Raw genomic sequence first — 17,607 nt, forward strand, 5'->3', positions numbered from 1 at the left:
GCACGCTCGTGTTCGCTCTGGAGAGGAATCGCCGGTATGGCCGTCGAGGTCGGTTCGCAGGCCCCTGACTTCACGCTCAACGACTACAACAAGCAGCCGGTCACGCTGTCGCAGTTCAAGGGCGACAAGCCGGTCCTGCTGGTGTTCTACCCGTTTGCTTTCAGCGGGATCTGCACCGGCGAACTGTGCCAGCTGCGCGACGAGTTCGGCGACTACGACGGCAAGGGCGTCCAGGTGCTGGGCGTTTCGGTCGACACGCCGTTCTCGCTCAAGGCGTGGGCCGAGCAGGAGGGCTACCAGTTCCCGCTGCTGTCGGACTTCTGGCCGCACGGCGAGGTGGCGCAGAAGTACGGCGTCTTCAACGACCAGGCCGGGCTCGCCGTCCGCGGCACCTTCCTGATCGACACCGAAGGCGTGGTTCGCTTCGCCGAGGTCAACGCGCCGGGCGAGGCGCGCGACCAGGCGGGGTGGAAGAAGGCGGTCGAGGAACTGACCGCCGCCTGACCAGGTTTCGTCCGCCGGGGCGGGGATTTCCCTGCTCCGGCGTGCGGGCGCATAGCTCAGCGGGAGAGCACTCGGTTTACACCCGAGCGGTCGCAGGTTCGATCCCTGCTGCGCCCACCAGCCTTTCGGGTTTCGCCCTGTCCGGTGGATTCTGTCCACCGGACAGGGTTTTCTTTTCGCCCGGAACCCTGCTCTCAGGAGGACGGCGGAGGGACGTCGTCGAGCCCGAGCATCCGGCTCAGCAGGGCGACCGATCGGCGTAACGGCGGATCGCTTCCGACGGCGCGGTGCCGGGCAGGCAAGACGGTGCTCGGCGAACCCAGCCTGTTCAAGCAGCCGGCGCTGGGATTCTCGGCCGTCCGGACCGGGTCGTCCCTCCTGCCGACCACGCCGGTTCGGCCCGCGGCACGCTCAACCCGGCGTTCGCGGTCGGCATCGCGCTCGTCGGCACTGTCTACTTTGGACTGCTGCCCGCCCAGGGGCCGTGGCGAAACCTAGGCGCGAGAGAAGGCCCCTGGGCCGGGTTCCCCCATCAATCCCGGCCCAGGAGGCCTTCTCTTTCCTCCCCCTGCCCCGTCGGGCCTGCCCCCTCGACAAGCCCGGCCGTGGCGCACTCCGCGGGTGTACGCGAGACAAGAGGCGGCTTCGGCGGCGCTGGATACTGCGTCAAACGGGTGATCTCTGCTCAGCGCGCGAGCGCGGCGACCTCCGCGGTCAGCCGGTCGATCTCCTCCTCGGTGTTGTAGTAGTGCACCGACGCGCGGACCAGGTCCGGCAGGCGGCGGGCGGTGAAGTCGTACTGCGCCGACGACGCGTGCGCGACGCTCGTGTTGATCTTCGCCGCGTTCAGGCGGTCCTTGATCTCGTCCGCGGGCACTCCATCGACGCTGAAGGTCACGAGGCCGCACTTGCGCGCGCCCGCGTCGTGCACGGTGACGCGGCTCAGTTCGGCCAGGCGGGAGCGCAGGGTCGCGGCCAGGGCGGTGACTCGTTCCTCGATCGCGGGCAGGCCCCATTCCAGCGCGTAGTCCACTGCCGCGCCGAGGCCGAGTACTGCGGCGTAGTCGCGTTCCCATACCTCGAAGCGCTTCGCGGTCGGGTCGACGACGTACTCGGTCGGGGAGGTCCACGTGGCCGAGTGCAGGTCGAGCATCGCCGGTTCGAGGCGGTCGCGCAGGCGCGGGTGCACGTACAGGAAGCCGGTGCCGCGCGGGCCGCGCAGGTACTTGCGGCCGGTGGAGGTCAGGGCGTCGCAGCCGATGCGTTCGACGTCGAGGTCGAGCTGCCCGGCCGACTGGCACGCGTCGAGCAGGAACGGGATGCCTGCCTCGCGCGCGACGGCGCCGATTTCCTCGGCGGGGTTCACCAAACCGCCCTGCGTCGGGACGTGGGTCACCGCGATGAGCTTGACGTCGGAGCCGATCCGGCGGCGCAGGTCGGCGACGTCGAGCTGGCCGGTTTCGTCGGCGTCCACGACCTCCACGGTCGCTCCGGTCCGGCGCGCGATCTGGAGGTAGGCGATGGCGTTGCTGGCGTATTCGGCGCTCGCGGTGAGGATCCGGTCGCCCGGTCCGAACGGCAGCGCGTAGAAGATCGCCTGCCACGAGCGGGTCGCGTTGTCGCTGAGCGCGATGTCGTCCGGAGCGGCGTTGAGCAGCCGCGCGACCGAGGCGTACACGCCGTCGAGGCGGCCTCTGGCCTGTTCGGCCGCTTCGTAGCCGCCGAGCAGGGATTCGGTGCGCAGATAGTCGATCACGGTGTCGGTGACCCGGGCGGGAGGGAGGGCGGAGCCGGCGTTGTTGAAGTGCGCGACTCCGACGCATCCGGGGGTTTCATGCCTTGCGCGGTCGACATCGAAAGAGCTGGCCATATGAACTGAATACAGTACAGGCTAACTGTGTGCAATACTCGCCGCATGGTCAAGAGGCTCATGCGCGGGGAACTTCTCGAAGAGATCACCGCGCGCGTACTCGACGGACGGCTTCCCGCGGACAGCCGGGTCAACGAGGTCCACCTGGCCAACGAGCTGGGCGTCTCCCGGACCCCGCTGCGCGAGGCGCTCATCGGGCTGGCCGACCGCGGCCTGCTCGTCGCCGCGCCGGGTCGCGGATTCCTGGTCGCGCCGTTCGATCCGCAGGAGGCGCGCCGGCTGTACCCGCTGGTCGCCGAGCTGGAAGCGCTCGCGCTGCGGTGGACGTCGCCGCTCGAACTCGCTTCGCTACCGGACGCGCTCGACCGGATTTCCGACGAGATCGCGGATTCCGCCGACCTGCCCGCGGCGGACGACCGTTGGCACGCGCTGCTCACGTCCCGCTGCGACAACCCGCATCTGCTGCGCTTGATCGAGCAGACAAAGCCGTTGCTCAAACGCTACGAGACGGCATACTTCGGCGGGCGGGACCGGGTGGCGGAGAGCGTGGCCGAACACCGCGAGATCGCGGCGGCCCTGCGGGCGAACGACCTGCCCGGCGCGTCCGCGCTGCTCGTCCGGAACTGGGTGAAAGCGTTGACGTACTTGAAGGGGAGCTGATCCGGTGCGAGTTTTCGCGCATTTGTCCGACATCCACCTCGACGGCAGCGAGCGCGCCGACGCACGGGCCGCGGCGGTGACGCGGTACCTGCGAAACCTCGAAAAACCGGTCGACGCCGTGTTCGCCACCGGCGACCTCGCCGATCACGGCCTCCCCGGGGAATACCGGCGCGCGGCCGAACTGCTGGACCTTCCGGTACCGGTGGTGGTCTGTCCCGGCAATCACGACGTCCGCGCGCCGTTTCGCGAGGCGCTGCTGGGAGAACCGGCCAGCGACGCGCCGGTGAACACCGCGACCAAGGTGGCCGAGGTGCTGCTCGTGTCGTGCGATTCGACGATCCCGGGCAAGGGCGCGGGCTACCTCGCCGACGAAACGCTCGCCTGGCTGGACGAAACGCTCGCCGCACACGACGGTCCCTCGTTCGTCGCGTTCCACCACCCGCCGCTCGATGTCGGGGTGCCGCTGGTGGACGCGATCCGCCAGACCGGCGAAGACCGGCTCGCCGCCGTGCTGAAACGGCATCCGGGCGTGGCGGCGCTGCTGTGCGGACACGTGCACACCGGCGCGGCAACGGAGTTCGCGGGCGTGCCAGTACGGATCGCGCCGGGGGTCGTGTCCGGCTCACTGCTGCCGGTGGAACCCGGCGCGGGCCGCGGCTGGGACGAGGGCGGGCCGCTGGACTTCGTCAGCCCGCCGTCGCTCCTGCTGCACGTGCTGCACGACGACGGCAGGCTGACGACGCATCAGCGCGCGGTCACCGAGTAAAAACCGGCAGCGTGACCCGCGACGGCCGCGTCTCGTCGTGGAACACCTCGAAGCGGTTCGGCGTGCCGCGCACCGCGGACGAAACCCGTTCTCCCGTACCGTGATTGCGCGCGAACCGGGGAAACGCTCCGCCCGCGACCTGCACGCGCAACCGGTGCCCGCGGCGGAAGCGGTACGCGGTCGGGTCGAGTTCCACCTCGGCCCGCACCACTCCGTCGGCATCGGGTTCCGGCGCGCCCGGACGCAGCCGGAGGATGCCGTCGGTGACGTTGCGCGAGATGCCGTTGGGGTCGACGTCGCACAGCCGCACGTACACGTCGGCGTGCGGCAGTTCGGTCCGCACGAACACGGTGGCGGACACGTCGCCGATCACGTCGACGTCGTTCACCAGCGGTTCGCCGGTGAACACCAGCACGTCGTCGCGCGCCTCGACCGCGGAATTGTCGCGCTGCTTGCTCTTCCCCATCAGCAACGGTCCGCCGACGGCCGGGGTCGGGTCCGCCGGGTCGTAGGCGAACGGCGTGGGCCGGGCCTCGCCGGGCACCGTTTCGCCGAGGCCGCCGACCGGCCGCAGGTGCGCGTGCGTGGGCTCGGAAGCGGGCGGCCAGTGGTCGAAATCGAGCCAGGTCGACGCCTTCTGCAGGAAAATCCGCACCGGGGAGCGCTGCAGCTGCGTGCGGTCGCCGGCGAGATGCGCGCGCAGGAAGCCGAGCTGGTCCTGGATCAGCGTGGGGAAGCTGGCCGGTTCGCCGTGCGACCACGGGCCGACGGTGATCCGCGGCGACCGCCCGGCGTCCTGCAGCGTGCGGAAGTCCCGCAGCTGCGCGCGGATGAACAGGTCGTACCAGCCGGTGACCATGCTGACCGGCACCTCGAGCTTCGCGACCTCGGCGCTGTGGTCGGACATCCGCCAGAAGTCGTCGTCCGGCTCCGCGTGCTCGGTGACGTCCTTCAGGAAGCGCACCGGCTTGCCGATCGCCGCCACGTCCGCGCCCGCGATCGGCAGATACGCCATCGCCTTGCGCGTGCGCCGCGTCTGCAGCGGGTTCGGCAGCGCGGCGAACCGCTCCTCCTGCTTCCCGATCAGGGCCGACCAGGACACCATGTTGTCCGCCGCGAGCACCCCGCCCGGATAGAACGTGCTGACGAATTCCGACGCGGTGATGGCGAGGCACATGGCTTCCAGCGGCGGGTCCAGGTACGGGCCGACCGCCCACTGGGTGTGGCCCAGGTAGCTCGCGCCCGCCATCGCGATCCGGCCGTCGCACCAGGGTTGGGCGCGGAGCCATTCGGCGGTGGCGATGCCGTCCTCGCGTTCGGTGTGGAACGGGCGGAATTCGCCTTCGGAGCCGAAGGTGCCCCGGGTGCTTTGGAGGACGGTTTGGAGGCCGTGCCTTGCGAACGTTTCGCCGAACAGCTTGGCGAGGGGGCCGGTGCGCCCGTAGGGGGTGCGGATCAGGACTACCGGGCCGGTGGTCAGGCCGGGCGGGGTGTAGCGGTCGGCCAGGAGGTGGGTGCCGTCGTGCATCGGGACGCGCAGGCCCTTGGCGACGGCGGGAGCGGGGGCTTCGGCGGCGGGGAGACCGAGAAGTCGGTCGACGATTCGGTTCAGCACCTGGTCGAATTTACGCTGGGTGGGCGGCTCGTCGCCTGGCGGCGACATTGCCGTCCTTGGGTTGCGTGGGGCACCCCGAAGTTTGATTGTGCTGACGGGCGGCGGTTACTTGTCAAGGCGGGCAAGATCCCTTGACAAGGACCCGCCGCCCGCAGGGAGGCTTCGTATCGGGGTTGGGGGAGGGGTGGGTGCCTCGCTGGTTGCGTGTGTCGGTGCGGTCAGGCGGCTAGTGGTTCTGTCACTCGGAGTGCGGGGTTGCTGAACTGGGTCAGCAGGTTCCTGTCGACGCCTGCTCGTGCCAACGCCGCCGCGAGTACCGCTGGCCGAGCCCGGTCGCCGCCGTCCGCGATCTTCAGCGCTACTGCGGTTCCGTTCGGCAATGCGGCGAGCTGGACTGCCTCGAAGCCGTCCTTCGCGATCAGTCCCGGCACGGCTTGCATGAGCCGAGTGACGTCGCGTCGGGTTCCGGCCACCAGGTCCGGGTGCTGCCGGATTCCGTTGGCTACCAACGATTCCGGCGAATCGTCCGGTGCGGTCGCGATCCGTGAAGCAGCCCTCGCCAAGCCCCGCAGGGAGAGTGCGAACAAGGGGGCGCCGCAGCCGTCCGTGGCTACTCGCGGGACCGGTTGTTCGGTCAGATCCTCGACGGTTTCCCGGATCGCGCGCTGCAGCGGGTGTGCTGGATCTAGGTAGCCGTCGGTGTCCCACTGCTGTTCGCGGCAGACGGCCAGCATCGCGGCGTGCTTGCCGGAGCAGTTGTGGGCGAGCTTCGACGGCTTTCGTCCCTCGGCGATCCAGGCGTCCCGTTCGACCGGGTCGTACGGGAGGTCGGCGGGGTTGCCCAGGTCGGCTTCGGTGAAGCCGCGGCTTTCCAGGACGGCGGCTGCTGCTTCGAGATGCCGTGGTTCGCCGGAGTGGCTGGCGGCGGCGATGGCGAAACCGGACGGGTCCAGGCGCAGTCCTAACCGGGCCATCGCGGTGGCTTGCAACGGTTTCGCGGTCGAGCGCGGGTACATCGCGACATCGGGGTCGCCTGCCTCGAACAGGGTCGAACCGTCGGCCGCGAGCACGACGACCGAACCGTGGTGGACGCCTTCGACCATTCCGTCGCGCAGGAGGTGGACCAGCGGGACGTGCCGAGGTTCGCGTTCTTGCGGGGGGATCACGACGCTTCCGCCTTGTCGAACGCGCTCATGTCGATCCGCTTGCGCACGACGAACCAGCCGGCCACCAGTGCGACGATGATCACCGGCAGGGCCAGCAGGGTGATCCGGCCGGTCTTGTCGAAGCCCATCAGCACGACGACCGCGGCGAGGAACGCGAGCGTCGCGATTTCGGTGTAGGGCGAGAACGGCAAGCGGAAATGGGGCCGGGTCACCTCGCCGCGCTTGGCCTTGCGCACGAAGAGCAGGTGGCTGAGCACGATGATCGCCCAGGTGCCGAGGATGCCGACGGCGGCGAAGTTCAGCACGATCTCGAACGCGTCCTTCGGCACCACGTAGTTCAGCCCGACGCCGACCACGCACACCGACGACGTCAGCAGGATCCCGCCGTAGGGCACCTGGTTGCGGTTCATCACGCCGGTGAACTTCGGCGCGGACCCGGCCAGCGACATCGAGCGCAGGATCCGCCCGGTCGAGTACAGCCCCGAGTTGAGGCTCGACAGCGCGGCGGTCAGCACGACCAGGTTCATGATGCTGTCCGCGTAGGGCACGCCCAGTTTCGCCAGCACCGTGACGAACGGGCTTTGGTCCGCGGAATACGCGTTCCACGGCAGCAGCATCGCCAGCAGCACGACCGAACCGACGTAGAACAGCGCGATCCGCCACATGATCGAGTTGATCGCCTTGGGCACGATCTTCTTCGGGTTCTCGGTTTCGCCCGCCGCGACGCCGACCAGCTCGCACGAGGCGTAGGCGAACACGACGCCCTGCACGATCAGGATCATCGGCACGATGCCCGCCGGGAACACGCCGCCGTGGTCGGCGATCAGCTGCGGGCCGGGCACGTGGCCGTCGATCGGATGCTGCGTCACCAGCAGGAAGATGCCGACGAGCAGGAACAGCACCAGCGCGGCGACCTTGACGATCGAGAACCAGAATTCCATCTCGCCGAACAGCTTCACCGACACGAGGTTCAGCGAAAGCACGACCGCCAATGCGATCAGCGCCAGCACCCACTGCGGGATCGGCGTGAAGAACGACCAGAAGTGCGCGTACAGCGCGATCGCGGTGATGTCCGCGATACCGGTCGTCGACCAGTTGAGGAAGTGCATCCAGCCCGCGACGTACGCGCCCTTCTCGCCCATGAACTCGCGCGCGTAGGAGACGAACGCGCCGGACGACGGGCGGTGCAGGATCAGTTCGCCGAGCGAGCGCACCACGAAGAACGCGAAAAGCCCGCACACCGCGTACACGATCGCGAGCGCCGGGCCTGCCTGCGCGAGCCGTCCGCCGGCACCGAGGAACAGTCCGGTGCCGATCGCGCCGCCGATGGCGATCATGTTGATGTGCCGGGATTTCAGTGCCTTGCGGTATCCGGCGTCGCCCGCGTCGGCGGGGCCCGCCTCGGCAGGCGCGGGCAGGGTTTCTTCAGTCACGCGGTGGTACCTGTTTCTGCTTCGCCGGCGCGCGCCGGCCGTACGATCGTGGTCAGGGTCTTCTCGACGTGGTCGAGATGCTCGGTCATCGCGGCCGCCGCCGCGTCTTCTTCGCCTTCGGCGATCGCCGTGACGATGCGCCGGTGCTCGACGTTGGACTGCGTCCGCCGTCCGCCGAGCTGGTTCAGGAAGGCGGACTGGCGGGCCAGCGCGTCGCGGATCTCTTCGATCACCTTCGCGAACACCGGATTGCCTGATGCCCGTGCGATCGTGACGTGAAACTGTGAGTCGAGCGCCACCCACGCGGCGTCCCCGGTCTCGGCGTCCATCCGGTCGACCAGATCGCGCAGCAGGGCGAGCTGGTCCGCGTCGCGGCGGCGCGCGGCGAACGCGGCCACCGGGACCTCGACGTGCCGGCGCACCTCGACCAGGTCGCGGGCCGAGTAGTCCCCGAACGTAGGGTTCTCCGGCGGGCCGCTCGCGGTGACGAACGTGCCCCGGCCGGTGCGCGAGACGGTCAGCCCGAGCGCCTGCAGCCCGCGCAGCGCCTCGCGCACGACCGAGCGGCTGACCTCGAACTCCCTGCTCAGCGCGGCCTCCGACGGCAGCTGGTCGCCGATCGCGTACTCGCCGTGCTCGATCGCCTGCCGCAGGTGGCCGAGGACGGCTTCCATCGCGCTGACGCGCCGGGGAAGCGGTCCGGCTGCCCGGCTGTCAGACAGGTTCACGCGACGGATCGTCGGTTCCGGCCCGGCCGCTGTCAAGCGATGCCATGGCCCCTTGCTCGGCAGTTGTGGGCTGGTTCACGCTCCTGGGTGACTTCGCGCGGACCCCGCTTCCGGCGGCCCCGGTTTTGTCGGTGCCGGGTGCGACCGTGTCCGGGTACTTGAGGGGCGCACCGGCGATCACCACGCCGAACGCGTCCCGGCGCGTCGCGGGCGCGCTCGGCCTTCGGAAGAGAGAGGATCCAGACGGAACGGCCGGACCGCGGCGGACTAGGGTGGACTGCCCGGGCCCGCCGCGTCGACCGGAGCCGGGAAGCCGTCTGCCTAGGGGAGGTTTTCGCTGGTGTCGAACGATTCTTTCGTCCACCTGCACGTCCACACCGAGTACTCCATGCTGGACGGTGCGGCGAAGATCGGCCCGTTGTTCGCGGAGGCGGCCCGGTTGGGGATGCCCGCGGTGGGGATGACTGATCACGGGAACATGTACGGCGGGGACGAGTTTTTCCAGACGTCGAAGAAGCACGGGATCAAGCCGATCATCGGGATCGAGGCGTACGTCGCGCCGGAAAGCCGGTTTCACAAGAAGCCGGTGTTCTGGGGGCAGGCGTCGCAGCGGGGGTCGGACGAGTTCGGCGAGGGCGGGGACGTTTCGGGCGGCGGTGCGTACACGCACATGACGATGGTCGCGGGGAACGCGACGGGGTTGCGGAATCTGTTCAAGCTGTCGTCGCTGGCGTCGATCCAGGGCTATTACCGGAAGCCGCGGATGGACCGGGAGCTGATCGCGGAGAACGCGGAGGGGATCATCGCGACGACGGGGTGTCCGTCGGGCGAGGTGCAGACGCGCCTGCGGCTGGGGCAGCGGGAGGCGGCGATCCAGGCGGCCTCGGATTACAAGGACATTTTCGGCGCGGGGAATTTCTATCTGGAGCTGATGGACCACGGGCTGCCGATCGAGCGGTCGGTGCGGGAGGGTCTGCTGGAGATCGGGAAGCTGCTGGACCTGCCGCCGCTGGCCACCAACGATTCGCATTACGTGACGAAGGACCAGGCGGACACGCACTCGGCGCTGCTGTGCGTGCAGGCGGGGAAGACGCTGAACGACCCGACCCGGTTCAAGTTCGACGGGGACGGTTATTTCCTGAAGTCGGCGCAGGAGATGCGGGAGTACTGGGACAAGGAGGTCCCGGGCGCGGCGGACAACACGCTGCTGATCGCCGAGCGGGTCGAGTCGTATGAGGACGTGTACGCGCACAAGGACCGGATGCCGGTCTTCGACGTCCCCGAGGGCCACACCGAAGCCACCTGGCTGCGGCACCAGGTCGCCGAGGGCCTCAAATGGCGGTTCCCCGACGGCATCCCGGACGGCTACGAGGAACGCTGCGACTACGAACTCAACGTCATCGAGGGGAAGGGCTTCCCGGCCTACTTCCTCATCGTCGCCGACCTGATCCAGCACGCGCGGGAGGTCGGCATCCTGGTCGGCCCCGGCCGAGGTTCCGCGGCGGGCGCGCTCGTCGCGTACGCGCTCGGCATCACGAACCTCGACCCGATCCCGCAGAAGCTGCTGTTCGAGCGGTTCCTGAACCCGGAGCGCATGTCGATGCCCGATATCGACATCGACTTCGACGACCGCCGCCGCGGCGAGATGATCCGGTACGCCACCGACAAGTACGGCGCGGACCGGGTCGCGCAGGTGATCACCTTCGGCACGATCAAGACCAAGGCGGCGATCAAGGACTCCGCCCGCGTGCACTTCGGCCAGCCGGGCTACTCGATCGCGGACAAGATCTCGAAGGCGCTGCCGCCGCCGATCATGGCCAAGGACATCCCGCTGTCGGGCATCGTCGACTCGAAGCACGAGCGCTACGCCGAAGCGGCCGAGGTGCGCACGCTGGTCGAGACCGACGAGGAGTGCAAGACGATCTTCGAGACCGCCCGCGGCCTCGAAGGCCTGATCCGCAACGCCGGCGTGCACGCCTGCGCGGTGATCATGTCGAGCGAGCCGCTCACCGACGCGATCCCGGTGTGGCAGCGCGACGACGGTTCGATCATCACCGGCTGGGACTATCCGTCGTGCGAGGCCATCGGCCTGCTGAAGATGGACTTCCTCGGCCTGCGGAACCTGACCGTCATCGGCGACGCGCTGGAGAACATCAAGGCCAACCGCGGCGAGGAGATCGACCTCGACCGGCTCGGCTTCGACGACCCCGAGGCGTACAAGCTCCTCGGCCGGGGCGACACGCTCGGCGTGTTCCAGCTCGACGGCGGCGCGATGCGCGACCTGCTGCGGCGCATGCTGCCGACCGGGTTCGAGGACATCATCGCGGTGCTCGCGCTGTACCGGCCCGGCCCGATGGGCATGAACGCGCACAACGACTACGCCGACCGCAAGAACAACCGGCAGCAGATCAAGCCGATCCACCCGCAGCTGGAGGAACCGCTGCGGGAGATCCTGTCCGAGACCTACGGCCTGATCGTCTACCAAGAGCAGATCATGCAGATCGCCCAGAAGGTCGCGGGCTACACGATGGGCCGAGCGGACACGCTCCGCCGCGCGATGGGCAAGAAGAAGAAGGAAGTCCTTGAGAAGGAGTACGAGGGCTTCGAAGAGGGCATGAAGTCCAGCCCGCTGGTCGAGGGCGGTTTCTCGCCCGAAGCGGTCAAGGCGCTGTGGGACACGATTCTCCCGTTCGCCGGGTACGCGTTCAACAAGTCGCACGCCGCCGCGTACGGCCTGATCGCGTACTGGACCGCCTACCTCAAGGCGAACTACACCGCGGAGTACATGGCCGCGCTGCTCACGTCGGTCGGCGACAACAAGGACAAGTCGGCGATCTATCTGTCGGAGTGCCGCCGGCTGGGGATCAAGGTGCTGCCGCCGGACGTGAACGAGTCGGCGCTGCGGTTCGCGGCCGTCGGGAACGACATCCGCTTCGGTCTGGGCGCGGTGCGCAACGTGGGCGCGAACGTGGTGGAGTCGATCATCAAGACGCGCGAGGAGAAGGGCAAGTACTCCTCGTTCACCGATTTCCTGGACAAATCGGAGCTGGTGGCCTGCAACAAGCGGGTGATCGAATCGCTGATCAAGGCGGGCGCGTTCGACTCCATGGGCCACACCCGGCTGTCGATGATCCAGGTGCACGAGGACGCGGTGGAAGCCGTCGTGCCGCTCAAGCGCCAGGAAGCGATGGGCCAGTTCGACCTCTTCGGGTCGTTCGGCGGCGGCGACGACGCGGCCGAGGCGGCACCGTCCTCCTCGCCGCTCGCGCACCTCAAGTTCGGCGAGGAGGAGTACCCGCGCAAGCAGCTCCTCGCCTACGAACGCGAGATGCTGGGCCTGTACGTGTCGGCGCATCCGCTCGACGGGGCTGAGCGCATCCTGCGCAAACACGCGCCGAAGCCGATCGCCGCGCTGCTCGCCGACCCGCCGAAGGAGGGCGAGGTCGTCATTTCCGGCCTGCTCACCTCGCTCGAACGCCGGGTCAACAAAAAGGGCGAGCCGTGGGCGATCTGCACGGTCGAGGACATGGACGCCGCGATCGAGGTGCTGTTCTTCGCCAAGGCGTACTCGATGTTCGCCGCGGACCTGGTCGAGGACAACGCGGTGCTGGTGAAGGGCCGGGTCAACTGGCGCGAGGACAAGATGTCGGTGTTCGGCGGCGGGCTCGTGCCGCTGGACCTCTCCGAGATCGGCAACGGCGACGAGGAACCGCCGCTGGTGCTGCTGGCCGCCGCCGAGAAGATCGACCAGGCCGTGGTCAGCGAGCTGAAGTCGACGCTGCTGGCGCACAAGGGCGATACGCCGGTGCACCTCAAGCTCGTCGGCAAGAACCAGACGGTCTTCGCGCTTTACGATTACCCGGTGAAGGTCAGTTCGATGCTCATCGGTGAGCTCAAGGGCATCCCTGGGATCACCGCCAACACCTGATGACCGGGGCGGAGCCGGATCCCCGCCGGTGGCGGGCGCTCGCGGTCACCCTCACCGCCGGGTTCATGACGCTGCTGGACGTCAGCATCGTCAACACGGCTCTGCCCTCGATCCAGCGCGACCTGAAGACCGGCGCGGGCACCATCCAGTGGGTGGTCTCGGGCTACGCGCTCGCGTTCGGCCTGGTCCTGGTCACCGGCGGCAGGCTCGGCGACGCGCTGGGCCGCCGGCGGATGTTCCTGATCGCGCTGGCCGCGTTCGTGGCGACGAGCGCGCTCGCCGGCGCGGCCCCCGACCCGGCGACGCTTGTCGCCGCCCGGCTCGCCCAGGGCTGTGCCGCGGGCATGCTGACGCCGCAGAACAGCGGCCTGATCCAGGACCTGTTCCGCGGTGCCGAACGCGGCCGGGCGTTCGGCATGTTCGGCGCGGTCGTCGGCGTCTCCACCGCGGTCGGGCCGGTGCTCGGCGGCGTGATCCTCGCGCTGTTCGGCGACCCGGACGGCTGGCGGTGGGTGTTCTACGTGAACGTGCCGATCGGCGCGATCGCGTTCGGCCTCGCGCTGAAGCTGCTGCCCCGCGCGGACGGGCGGAAACTCCGGCTGCGCACGGAAATCGACTTCGCCGGGATCGTGCTGCTCGCCGTCGCGGTGCTCGGCGTGCTGCTGCCGCTCGTGCAATCGGAACGGGGCGGGCTCGGCCGGTACTGGTGGCTGTTCGGGGTCGCGATCGTCTTCGGCGCGGCCTTCGTGTGGTGGGAACGGCGGGTCACGCGAAGGAACCGGCCGCCGCTGCTGGACATCCGGCTCTTCACCGGCACGCCGGGCTACGCGAGCGGCGCGGCGGTCGGGGCGCTGTACTTCTGCGGGTTCGCCGGGATCTGGCTGGTGTTCGCGCTGTTCTTCCAGCAGGGCCTCGGATACACGCCGCTGCAGTCGGGGCTGGCGGTCACGCCGTTCGCGCTGAGTTCGGCGGTGACGGCGGCTGTCGCCGGACGTCTGGTGGCCCGATTCGGCCGCAAGCTGACCGTCATGGGCCTGAGCATCGTCGCGGTCTCGCTGCTGTCGGTGGGGTTGGTCGTGCAATGGGCGCCGCCGTCGGCCGCGGGATTCGCGGTGGCCGGTCCGTTGCTGATCGGAGGAATCGGCGGCGGGATGGTGATCTCGCCGAACACGACGCTCACGCTCGAATGCGTGCCGAACCGGCTGGCCGGCGTCGCCGGGGGAGCGCTGCAGACCGGCCAGCGGATCGGCACCGCGATCGGCACGGCCGTGCTGGCTTCGGTCTTCGAATCGGTGGTCGCGACGTCCGGGCACCAGACCGCGCTCACCGCCGCGATGTGCTGCGCGGCAGGGCTCACGCTGGTCGCGCTGGCTTTCGCGACCCTCGAACTTCGCGCCCGCCGACGGCGTGCCATCCTGTCGGAGGACCAGGAAGCCGCGCAGTCGGCCGCGAATATTCACCGAACGTGACCACGCAACGCTGATCCTCCCTATTCGGTGAGCTACTTACCGCCACCAGGTGATACTCCATCCGAGTGACAGGTGACCTTCGGCCCTAGTGCTACTCAGAGCAACCGAGTAGACCTTATGGAGCCTTCAGAACGACACTTTGGCTACCTACAGTGGCAATTCGTTCGATCGACCGGGGATGGGTCGATCGGCCGAGCGGCCTGGGAGTCCGAAGTTCCGGGGAATGGACACCCGGAGTCGCTTCCCGGTACGAAATTCGTCGGCGTCCGCGGGGGACCGTACGGCGAATCGCCGGGACACTGCCCGGAGTGGCCGGCCGAGTGCGCGCGAAGGCAACGGGGCGGGCCCGGGCGAGGGGGAACCGGGCCCGCCCGCCCTTCTCCTTCCCGGCCGACGCGCCCGTCTGGTCCGCGCCGCTTGACCTTCCCCTCGGGACCGGCCCCACGCTCGGAGTTGTTCCGAACGAGGGAGAACCCATGACGGACCTGCTGACCATCGGCGCGTTCGCGCGCCTGGCCCGCCTTTCGCCCAAAGCGCTGCGGCTGTACGACGAGATGAACCTGCTGCCGCCCGCCCGCGTCGACCCGGACACCGGCTAGCGCTGGTACTCGCCGGACCAGCTCGACCGGGCGCGCCGCGTCGTCCAGCTGCGCCGGATCGAAATGCCGCTGCCGCGGATCCGGACCGTCCTCGACCTGCCGCCGGAAGCCGCGGCGGCCGAGGTCCGCGCGTACTGGGACGAGCAGGAGCGGGAGTGGCGTGCGAAGCGGGAACTCGCCGGGTTCTTCCTCGACCAGCTGGCCGGGAAGGAAACCCCGATGTACGACGTGTCCGTTCGCGAAATGCCCGCCCGCACGCTGCTCGCCGTCTCCGAGCACCTGACCGCCGACCGGATCGGCGAGTTCGCCGCCCCGCTGTTCGCGTTCTTCGGCGGACCGGCAGTCCCGCGCCCGGAAGGCGCCGCCGGCCGGCCGTTCCTGCGCTACCACGGCGAAATCAGCAACGACAGCGACGGCCTGGTCGAATTCTGCTGTCCGATCGACCCCGAAAGCGGCGAAATCGCGTTCCCGGAGATGACGCGTGTCGCCGACGACGCCGGACGCGAGGCTTACGTCACCGTGCCGAAGGCGAACATGCTGACCGCGCTCGGCGCCGAATCGCTGCACCGCTGGCTCACCGATCGCGACCTGCACGCGGAGTGGCAGCCCCGGCAGATCTTCCTGTGCGATCCCGGGCAGGCCGACCTCGACGATCCGGTCTTCGAACTGGCGGTCCGGCTGCGCTGAGACGTCCGGTTCACCCGGTTCCGGGCGCTCGGGATGTCGCGCTCGCGCGATGCCGTCGATCATGTTGGGATGGCCGCGTTCCGCGGAAAGGGGAGCGCACATGGCTCACGAGTCGTTGCCGGGCAACCGGATCCGGGTGTGGTACCGGCCGATGCGACCACGCGACAGCGGCGAAGGACATCGCGTCTCGACGCCGCTGGAGCTGCTGTTCGACCTGTGTTTCGTGGTCGCCGTCGGCCAGGCCGCCGCCCAGCTGCACCACGCGCTGTCCGAAGGCCACGTCGGGCACGGGGTGCTCAGCTTCGCGATGGTGTTCTTCGCGATCTGGTGGGGCTGGCTGAACTTCAGCTGGTTCGCGTCGGCGTTCGACACCGACGACGTGCCCTACCGGCTGGCCACCCTCGTCCAGATCGCCGGCGGCCTGACCGTCGCGGCCGGAGTGGACAAAGCCTTCGAGGGCGACTTCGCGATCGTGGTCGTCGGATACGTCCTGATGCGCCTGGCCGCGGTCACGCAGTGGCTCCGCGCGGCACGGCAAGCACCGGAAACTCGCACGACCGCGTACTTCTACGCGGCCGGCATCACGGTCTGCCAGATCCTGTGGATCGTCCGGCTCGCGCTGCCCGGCGCCTCGGGGCTGATCGGGTTCTTCGTGCTGGTCGTCCTGGAACTCGCGGTGCCGGTGCTGGCGGAGCGGCAGTCGGGCACCGCGTGGCACCCGCACCACATCGCCGAGCGGTACGGGCTTTTCACGCTGATCGTGCTCGGCGAGACCGTGCTCAGCGCCACCAACGCGGTGAAGGAGGGGATCGCGGAGGGCGAGCACACCGGGGAGCTGGTGTCGCTCGCCGCCGCGGGCCTGGTCCTGGTGTTCTCGATGTGGTGGCTGTACTTCGACCAGCCCGGGCACGTCCGGCTCGAACGCGGCAACTCGCTGCGGACCGCGCTGAGCTGGGGATACGGGCACTACCTGATTTTCGCTTCCGCGGCGGCCGTCGGCGCCGGGCTGGAGCTGGCGGTCGGCTTCGACGCCGGGCAGGTGCACGTCAGCGGCGTTGTGACCGCGCTGGCCGTGACGATCCCGGTCGCGCTCTTCCTGCTGAGCGTGTGGCTGCTGCACATCGGCCCGACGAACGAATGCCGCCCGATCGCGATCGGCTTCCCGGCGGCCGCGGTGCTCGTGCTCGCCGCGTCGTTCGGCCCGGCGCCGATCCACGTGACGGCCGTCCTCGCGGCGATCCTCGTGGGGGTCACGGTGATCGCGACGCACGGGGAGCGGGAGCCGGGCTGACCGCCGTTCGTGCCGAGCCGCCGGATCGACGCAGGTCAGGGGCTTGGCGCGAAAAAAGGGACCCCCCTGTTCGAGGGCTGTTTCGGGGCGTGTAATGTTCTCTTCGTCGCCAGGGAGACCGGGCGGCCGCCGGGGCCACGAACCAAGCTCCCACAGTAGTGGTAGAGTGGGTGGTCCCAAAACCTCCGGAGCTGAACCAGCCCCCGACGAAGCCTTGAGCTTCAGAGGGTGTAGAGTTGGACTCCGGAAAAACAAAAGCTTGAAATAACGCATCGAGCTTGGCCTGGTTGATTCCGGGGCTGGTTCGGGGTGTGTTGCTTGAGAACTCAACAGTGTGCTAGTGAACTAAGCCAGTAGAGCTTATATGAAACCCCCTCGTCGGGGTTTCCTTTGAGAATGATTGATTGAGAGTAGTCTCGATCGAACTTGAAGACATTGTTGGAGAGTTTGATCCTGGCTCAGGACGAACGCTGGCGGCGTGCTTAACACATGCAAGTCGAACGCTGAACCGGTTTCGGCCGGGGATGAGTGGCGAACGGGTGAGTAACACGTGGGTAATCTGCCCTGTACTCTGGGATAAGCCTGGGAAACTGGGTCTAATACCGGATACGACCACTACAGGCATCTGTGGTGGTGGAAAGTTCCGGCGGTATGGGATGAACCCGCGGCCTATCAGCTTGTTGGTGGGGTAATGGCCTACCAAGGCGACGACGGGTAGCCGGCCTGAGAGGGTGACCGGCCACACTGGGACTGAGACACGGCCCATTTTTCCTACGGGGTGCAGCAGTGGGGAATATTGTTTCTATTGGGCGCAAGCCTGATGCAGCGACGCCGCGTGAGGGATGACGGCCTTCGGGTTGTAAACCTCTTTCGCCAGGGACGAAGCGCAAG

At 68.7% G+C, this 17,607-nt stretch carries 13 protein-coding genes, 1 tRNA gene and 1 other annotated feature (1 of these 15 only partly in view); of the genes, 9 read left to right on the plus strand and 5 right to left on the minus strand.

The window, feature by feature from the left end; all coding sequences use genetic code 11:
- Nucleotides 1-36: 36 nt before the first annotated feature.
- On the plus strand, nucleotides 37-504 hold the full coding sequence (locus SSMG_RS08445) for a peroxiredoxin (protein ID WP_009074712.1): 468 nt from the start codon (nucleotides 37-39) through the stop codon (nucleotides 502-504).
- A gap of 45 nt (nucleotides 505-549) precedes the next feature.
- Nucleotides 550-624: transfer RNA gene (locus tag SSMG_RS08450), tRNA-Val, on the plus strand.
- 565 nt (nucleotides 625-1,189) lie between these two features.
- Here SSMG_RS08450 and SSMG_RS08455 read toward each other — a convergent pair.
- The gene (locus SSMG_RS08455) at nucleotides 1,190-2,374 is read right to left on the minus strand and encodes an aminotransferase class V-fold PLP-dependent enzyme (RefSeq protein ID WP_009074714.1); all 1,185 of its coding nucleotides are present in this window, start codon (nucleotides 2,372-2,374) and stop codon (nucleotides 1,190-1,192) included.
- A gap of 45 nt (nucleotides 2,375-2,419) precedes the next feature.
- On the opposite strand from SSMG_RS08455, the gene SSMG_RS08460 reads away from it, so the two are divergent.
- Together SSMG_RS08460 and SSMG_RS08465 are read left to right on the plus strand one after the other, a co-directional pair.
- A complete protein-coding gene (locus SSMG_RS08460) occupies nucleotides 2,420-3,034 on the plus strand; it encodes a GntR family transcriptional regulator (RefSeq protein WP_037713007.1) in 615 nt (204 codons plus the stop codon).
- 4 nt (nucleotides 3,035-3,038) lie between these two features.
- Nucleotides 3,039-3,800 carry a metallophosphoesterase gene (locus SSMG_RS08465; RefSeq protein ID WP_009074716.1) on the plus strand — a complete coding sequence of 254 codons (762 nt, stop codon included), beginning with the start codon at nucleotides 3,039-3,041 and terminating at the stop codon, nucleotides 3,798-3,800.
- Here the strand turns inward: SSMG_RS08465 and SSMG_RS08470 are convergent.
- From SSMG_RS08470 to SSMG_RS08485, 4 genes are all read right to left on the minus strand, one after another.
- Nucleotides 3,790-5,415, minus strand: coding sequence for a CocE/NonD family hydrolase (locus SSMG_RS08470; RefSeq protein WP_037716793.1), 1,626 nt, complete (start codon nucleotides 5,413-5,415; stop codon nucleotides 3,790-3,792). The genes SSMG_RS08465 and SSMG_RS08470 overlap by 11 nt on opposite strands.
- Nucleotides 5,416-5,633: 218 nt before the next feature.
- Complete coding sequence (locus tag SSMG_RS08475) at nucleotides 5,634-6,581, minus strand: asparaginase (protein WP_009074720.1); 948 nt, start codon at nucleotides 6,579-6,581, stop codon at nucleotides 5,634-5,636.
- Nucleotides 6,578-7,918 carry an amino acid permease gene (locus SSMG_RS08480; protein ID WP_199786190.1) on the minus strand — a complete coding sequence of 447 codons (1,341 nt, stop codon included), beginning with the start codon at nucleotides 7,916-7,918 and terminating at the stop codon, nucleotides 6,578-6,580. The genes SSMG_RS08475 and SSMG_RS08480 overlap by 4 nt, the downstream gene beginning before the upstream one ends.
- A gap of 92 nt (nucleotides 7,919-8,010) precedes the next feature.
- A complete protein-coding gene (locus SSMG_RS08485; protein WP_009074723.1) occupies nucleotides 8,011-8,742 on the minus strand; it encodes a FadR/GntR family transcriptional regulator in 732 nt (243 codons plus the stop codon).
- A 340-nt stretch (nucleotides 8,743-9,082) separates the two neighbouring features.
- On the opposite strand from SSMG_RS08485, the gene dnaE reads away from it, so the two are divergent.
- From dnaE to SSMG_RS08505, 5 genes are all read left to right on the plus strand, one after another.
- Nucleotides 9,083-12,670, plus strand: a complete 3,588-nt coding sequence (dnaE, locus tag SSMG_RS08490; RefSeq protein ID WP_009074725.1) for a DNA polymerase III subunit alpha — start codon at nucleotides 9,083-9,085, stop codon at nucleotides 12,668-12,670.
- Complete coding sequence (locus SSMG_RS08495; protein WP_009074729.1) at nucleotides 12,670-14,139, plus strand: MFS transporter; 1,470 nt, start codon at nucleotides 12,670-12,672, stop codon at nucleotides 14,137-14,139. The genes dnaE and SSMG_RS08495 overlap by 1 nt, the downstream gene beginning before the upstream one ends.
- 476 nt (nucleotides 14,140-14,615) lie before the next feature.
- Nucleotides 14,616-14,738, plus strand: coding sequence for a MerR family DNA-binding transcriptional regulator (locus SSMG_RS47570; RefSeq protein ID WP_234392809.1), 123 nt, complete (start codon nucleotides 14,616-14,618; stop codon nucleotides 14,736-14,738).
- A 63-nt stretch (nucleotides 14,739-14,801) separates the two neighbouring features.
- Nucleotides 14,802-15,425, plus strand: a complete 624-nt coding sequence (locus tag SSMG_RS47575; RefSeq protein ID WP_009074731.1) for a hypothetical protein — start codon at nucleotides 14,802-14,804, stop codon at nucleotides 15,423-15,425.
- A 100-nt stretch (nucleotides 15,426-15,525) separates the two neighbouring features.
- The gene (locus tag SSMG_RS08505) at nucleotides 15,526-16,716 is read left to right on the plus strand and encodes a low temperature requirement protein A (protein ID WP_037713010.1); all 1,191 of its coding nucleotides are present in this window, start codon (nucleotides 15,526-15,528) and stop codon (nucleotides 16,714-16,716) included.
- A 435-nt stretch (nucleotides 16,717-17,151) separates the two neighbouring features.
- Nucleotides 17,152-17,607 (plus strand) — a sequence feature (mutual gap in cmsearch alignment for this rRNA model is longer than 100) (it continues 1,033 nt past the right edge of the window).

The organism is Streptomyces sp. AA4 (genome assembly GCF_000158875.1).
Taxonomy (GTDB): domain Bacteria; phylum Actinomycetota; class Actinomycetes; order Mycobacteriales; family Pseudonocardiaceae; genus Amycolatopsis.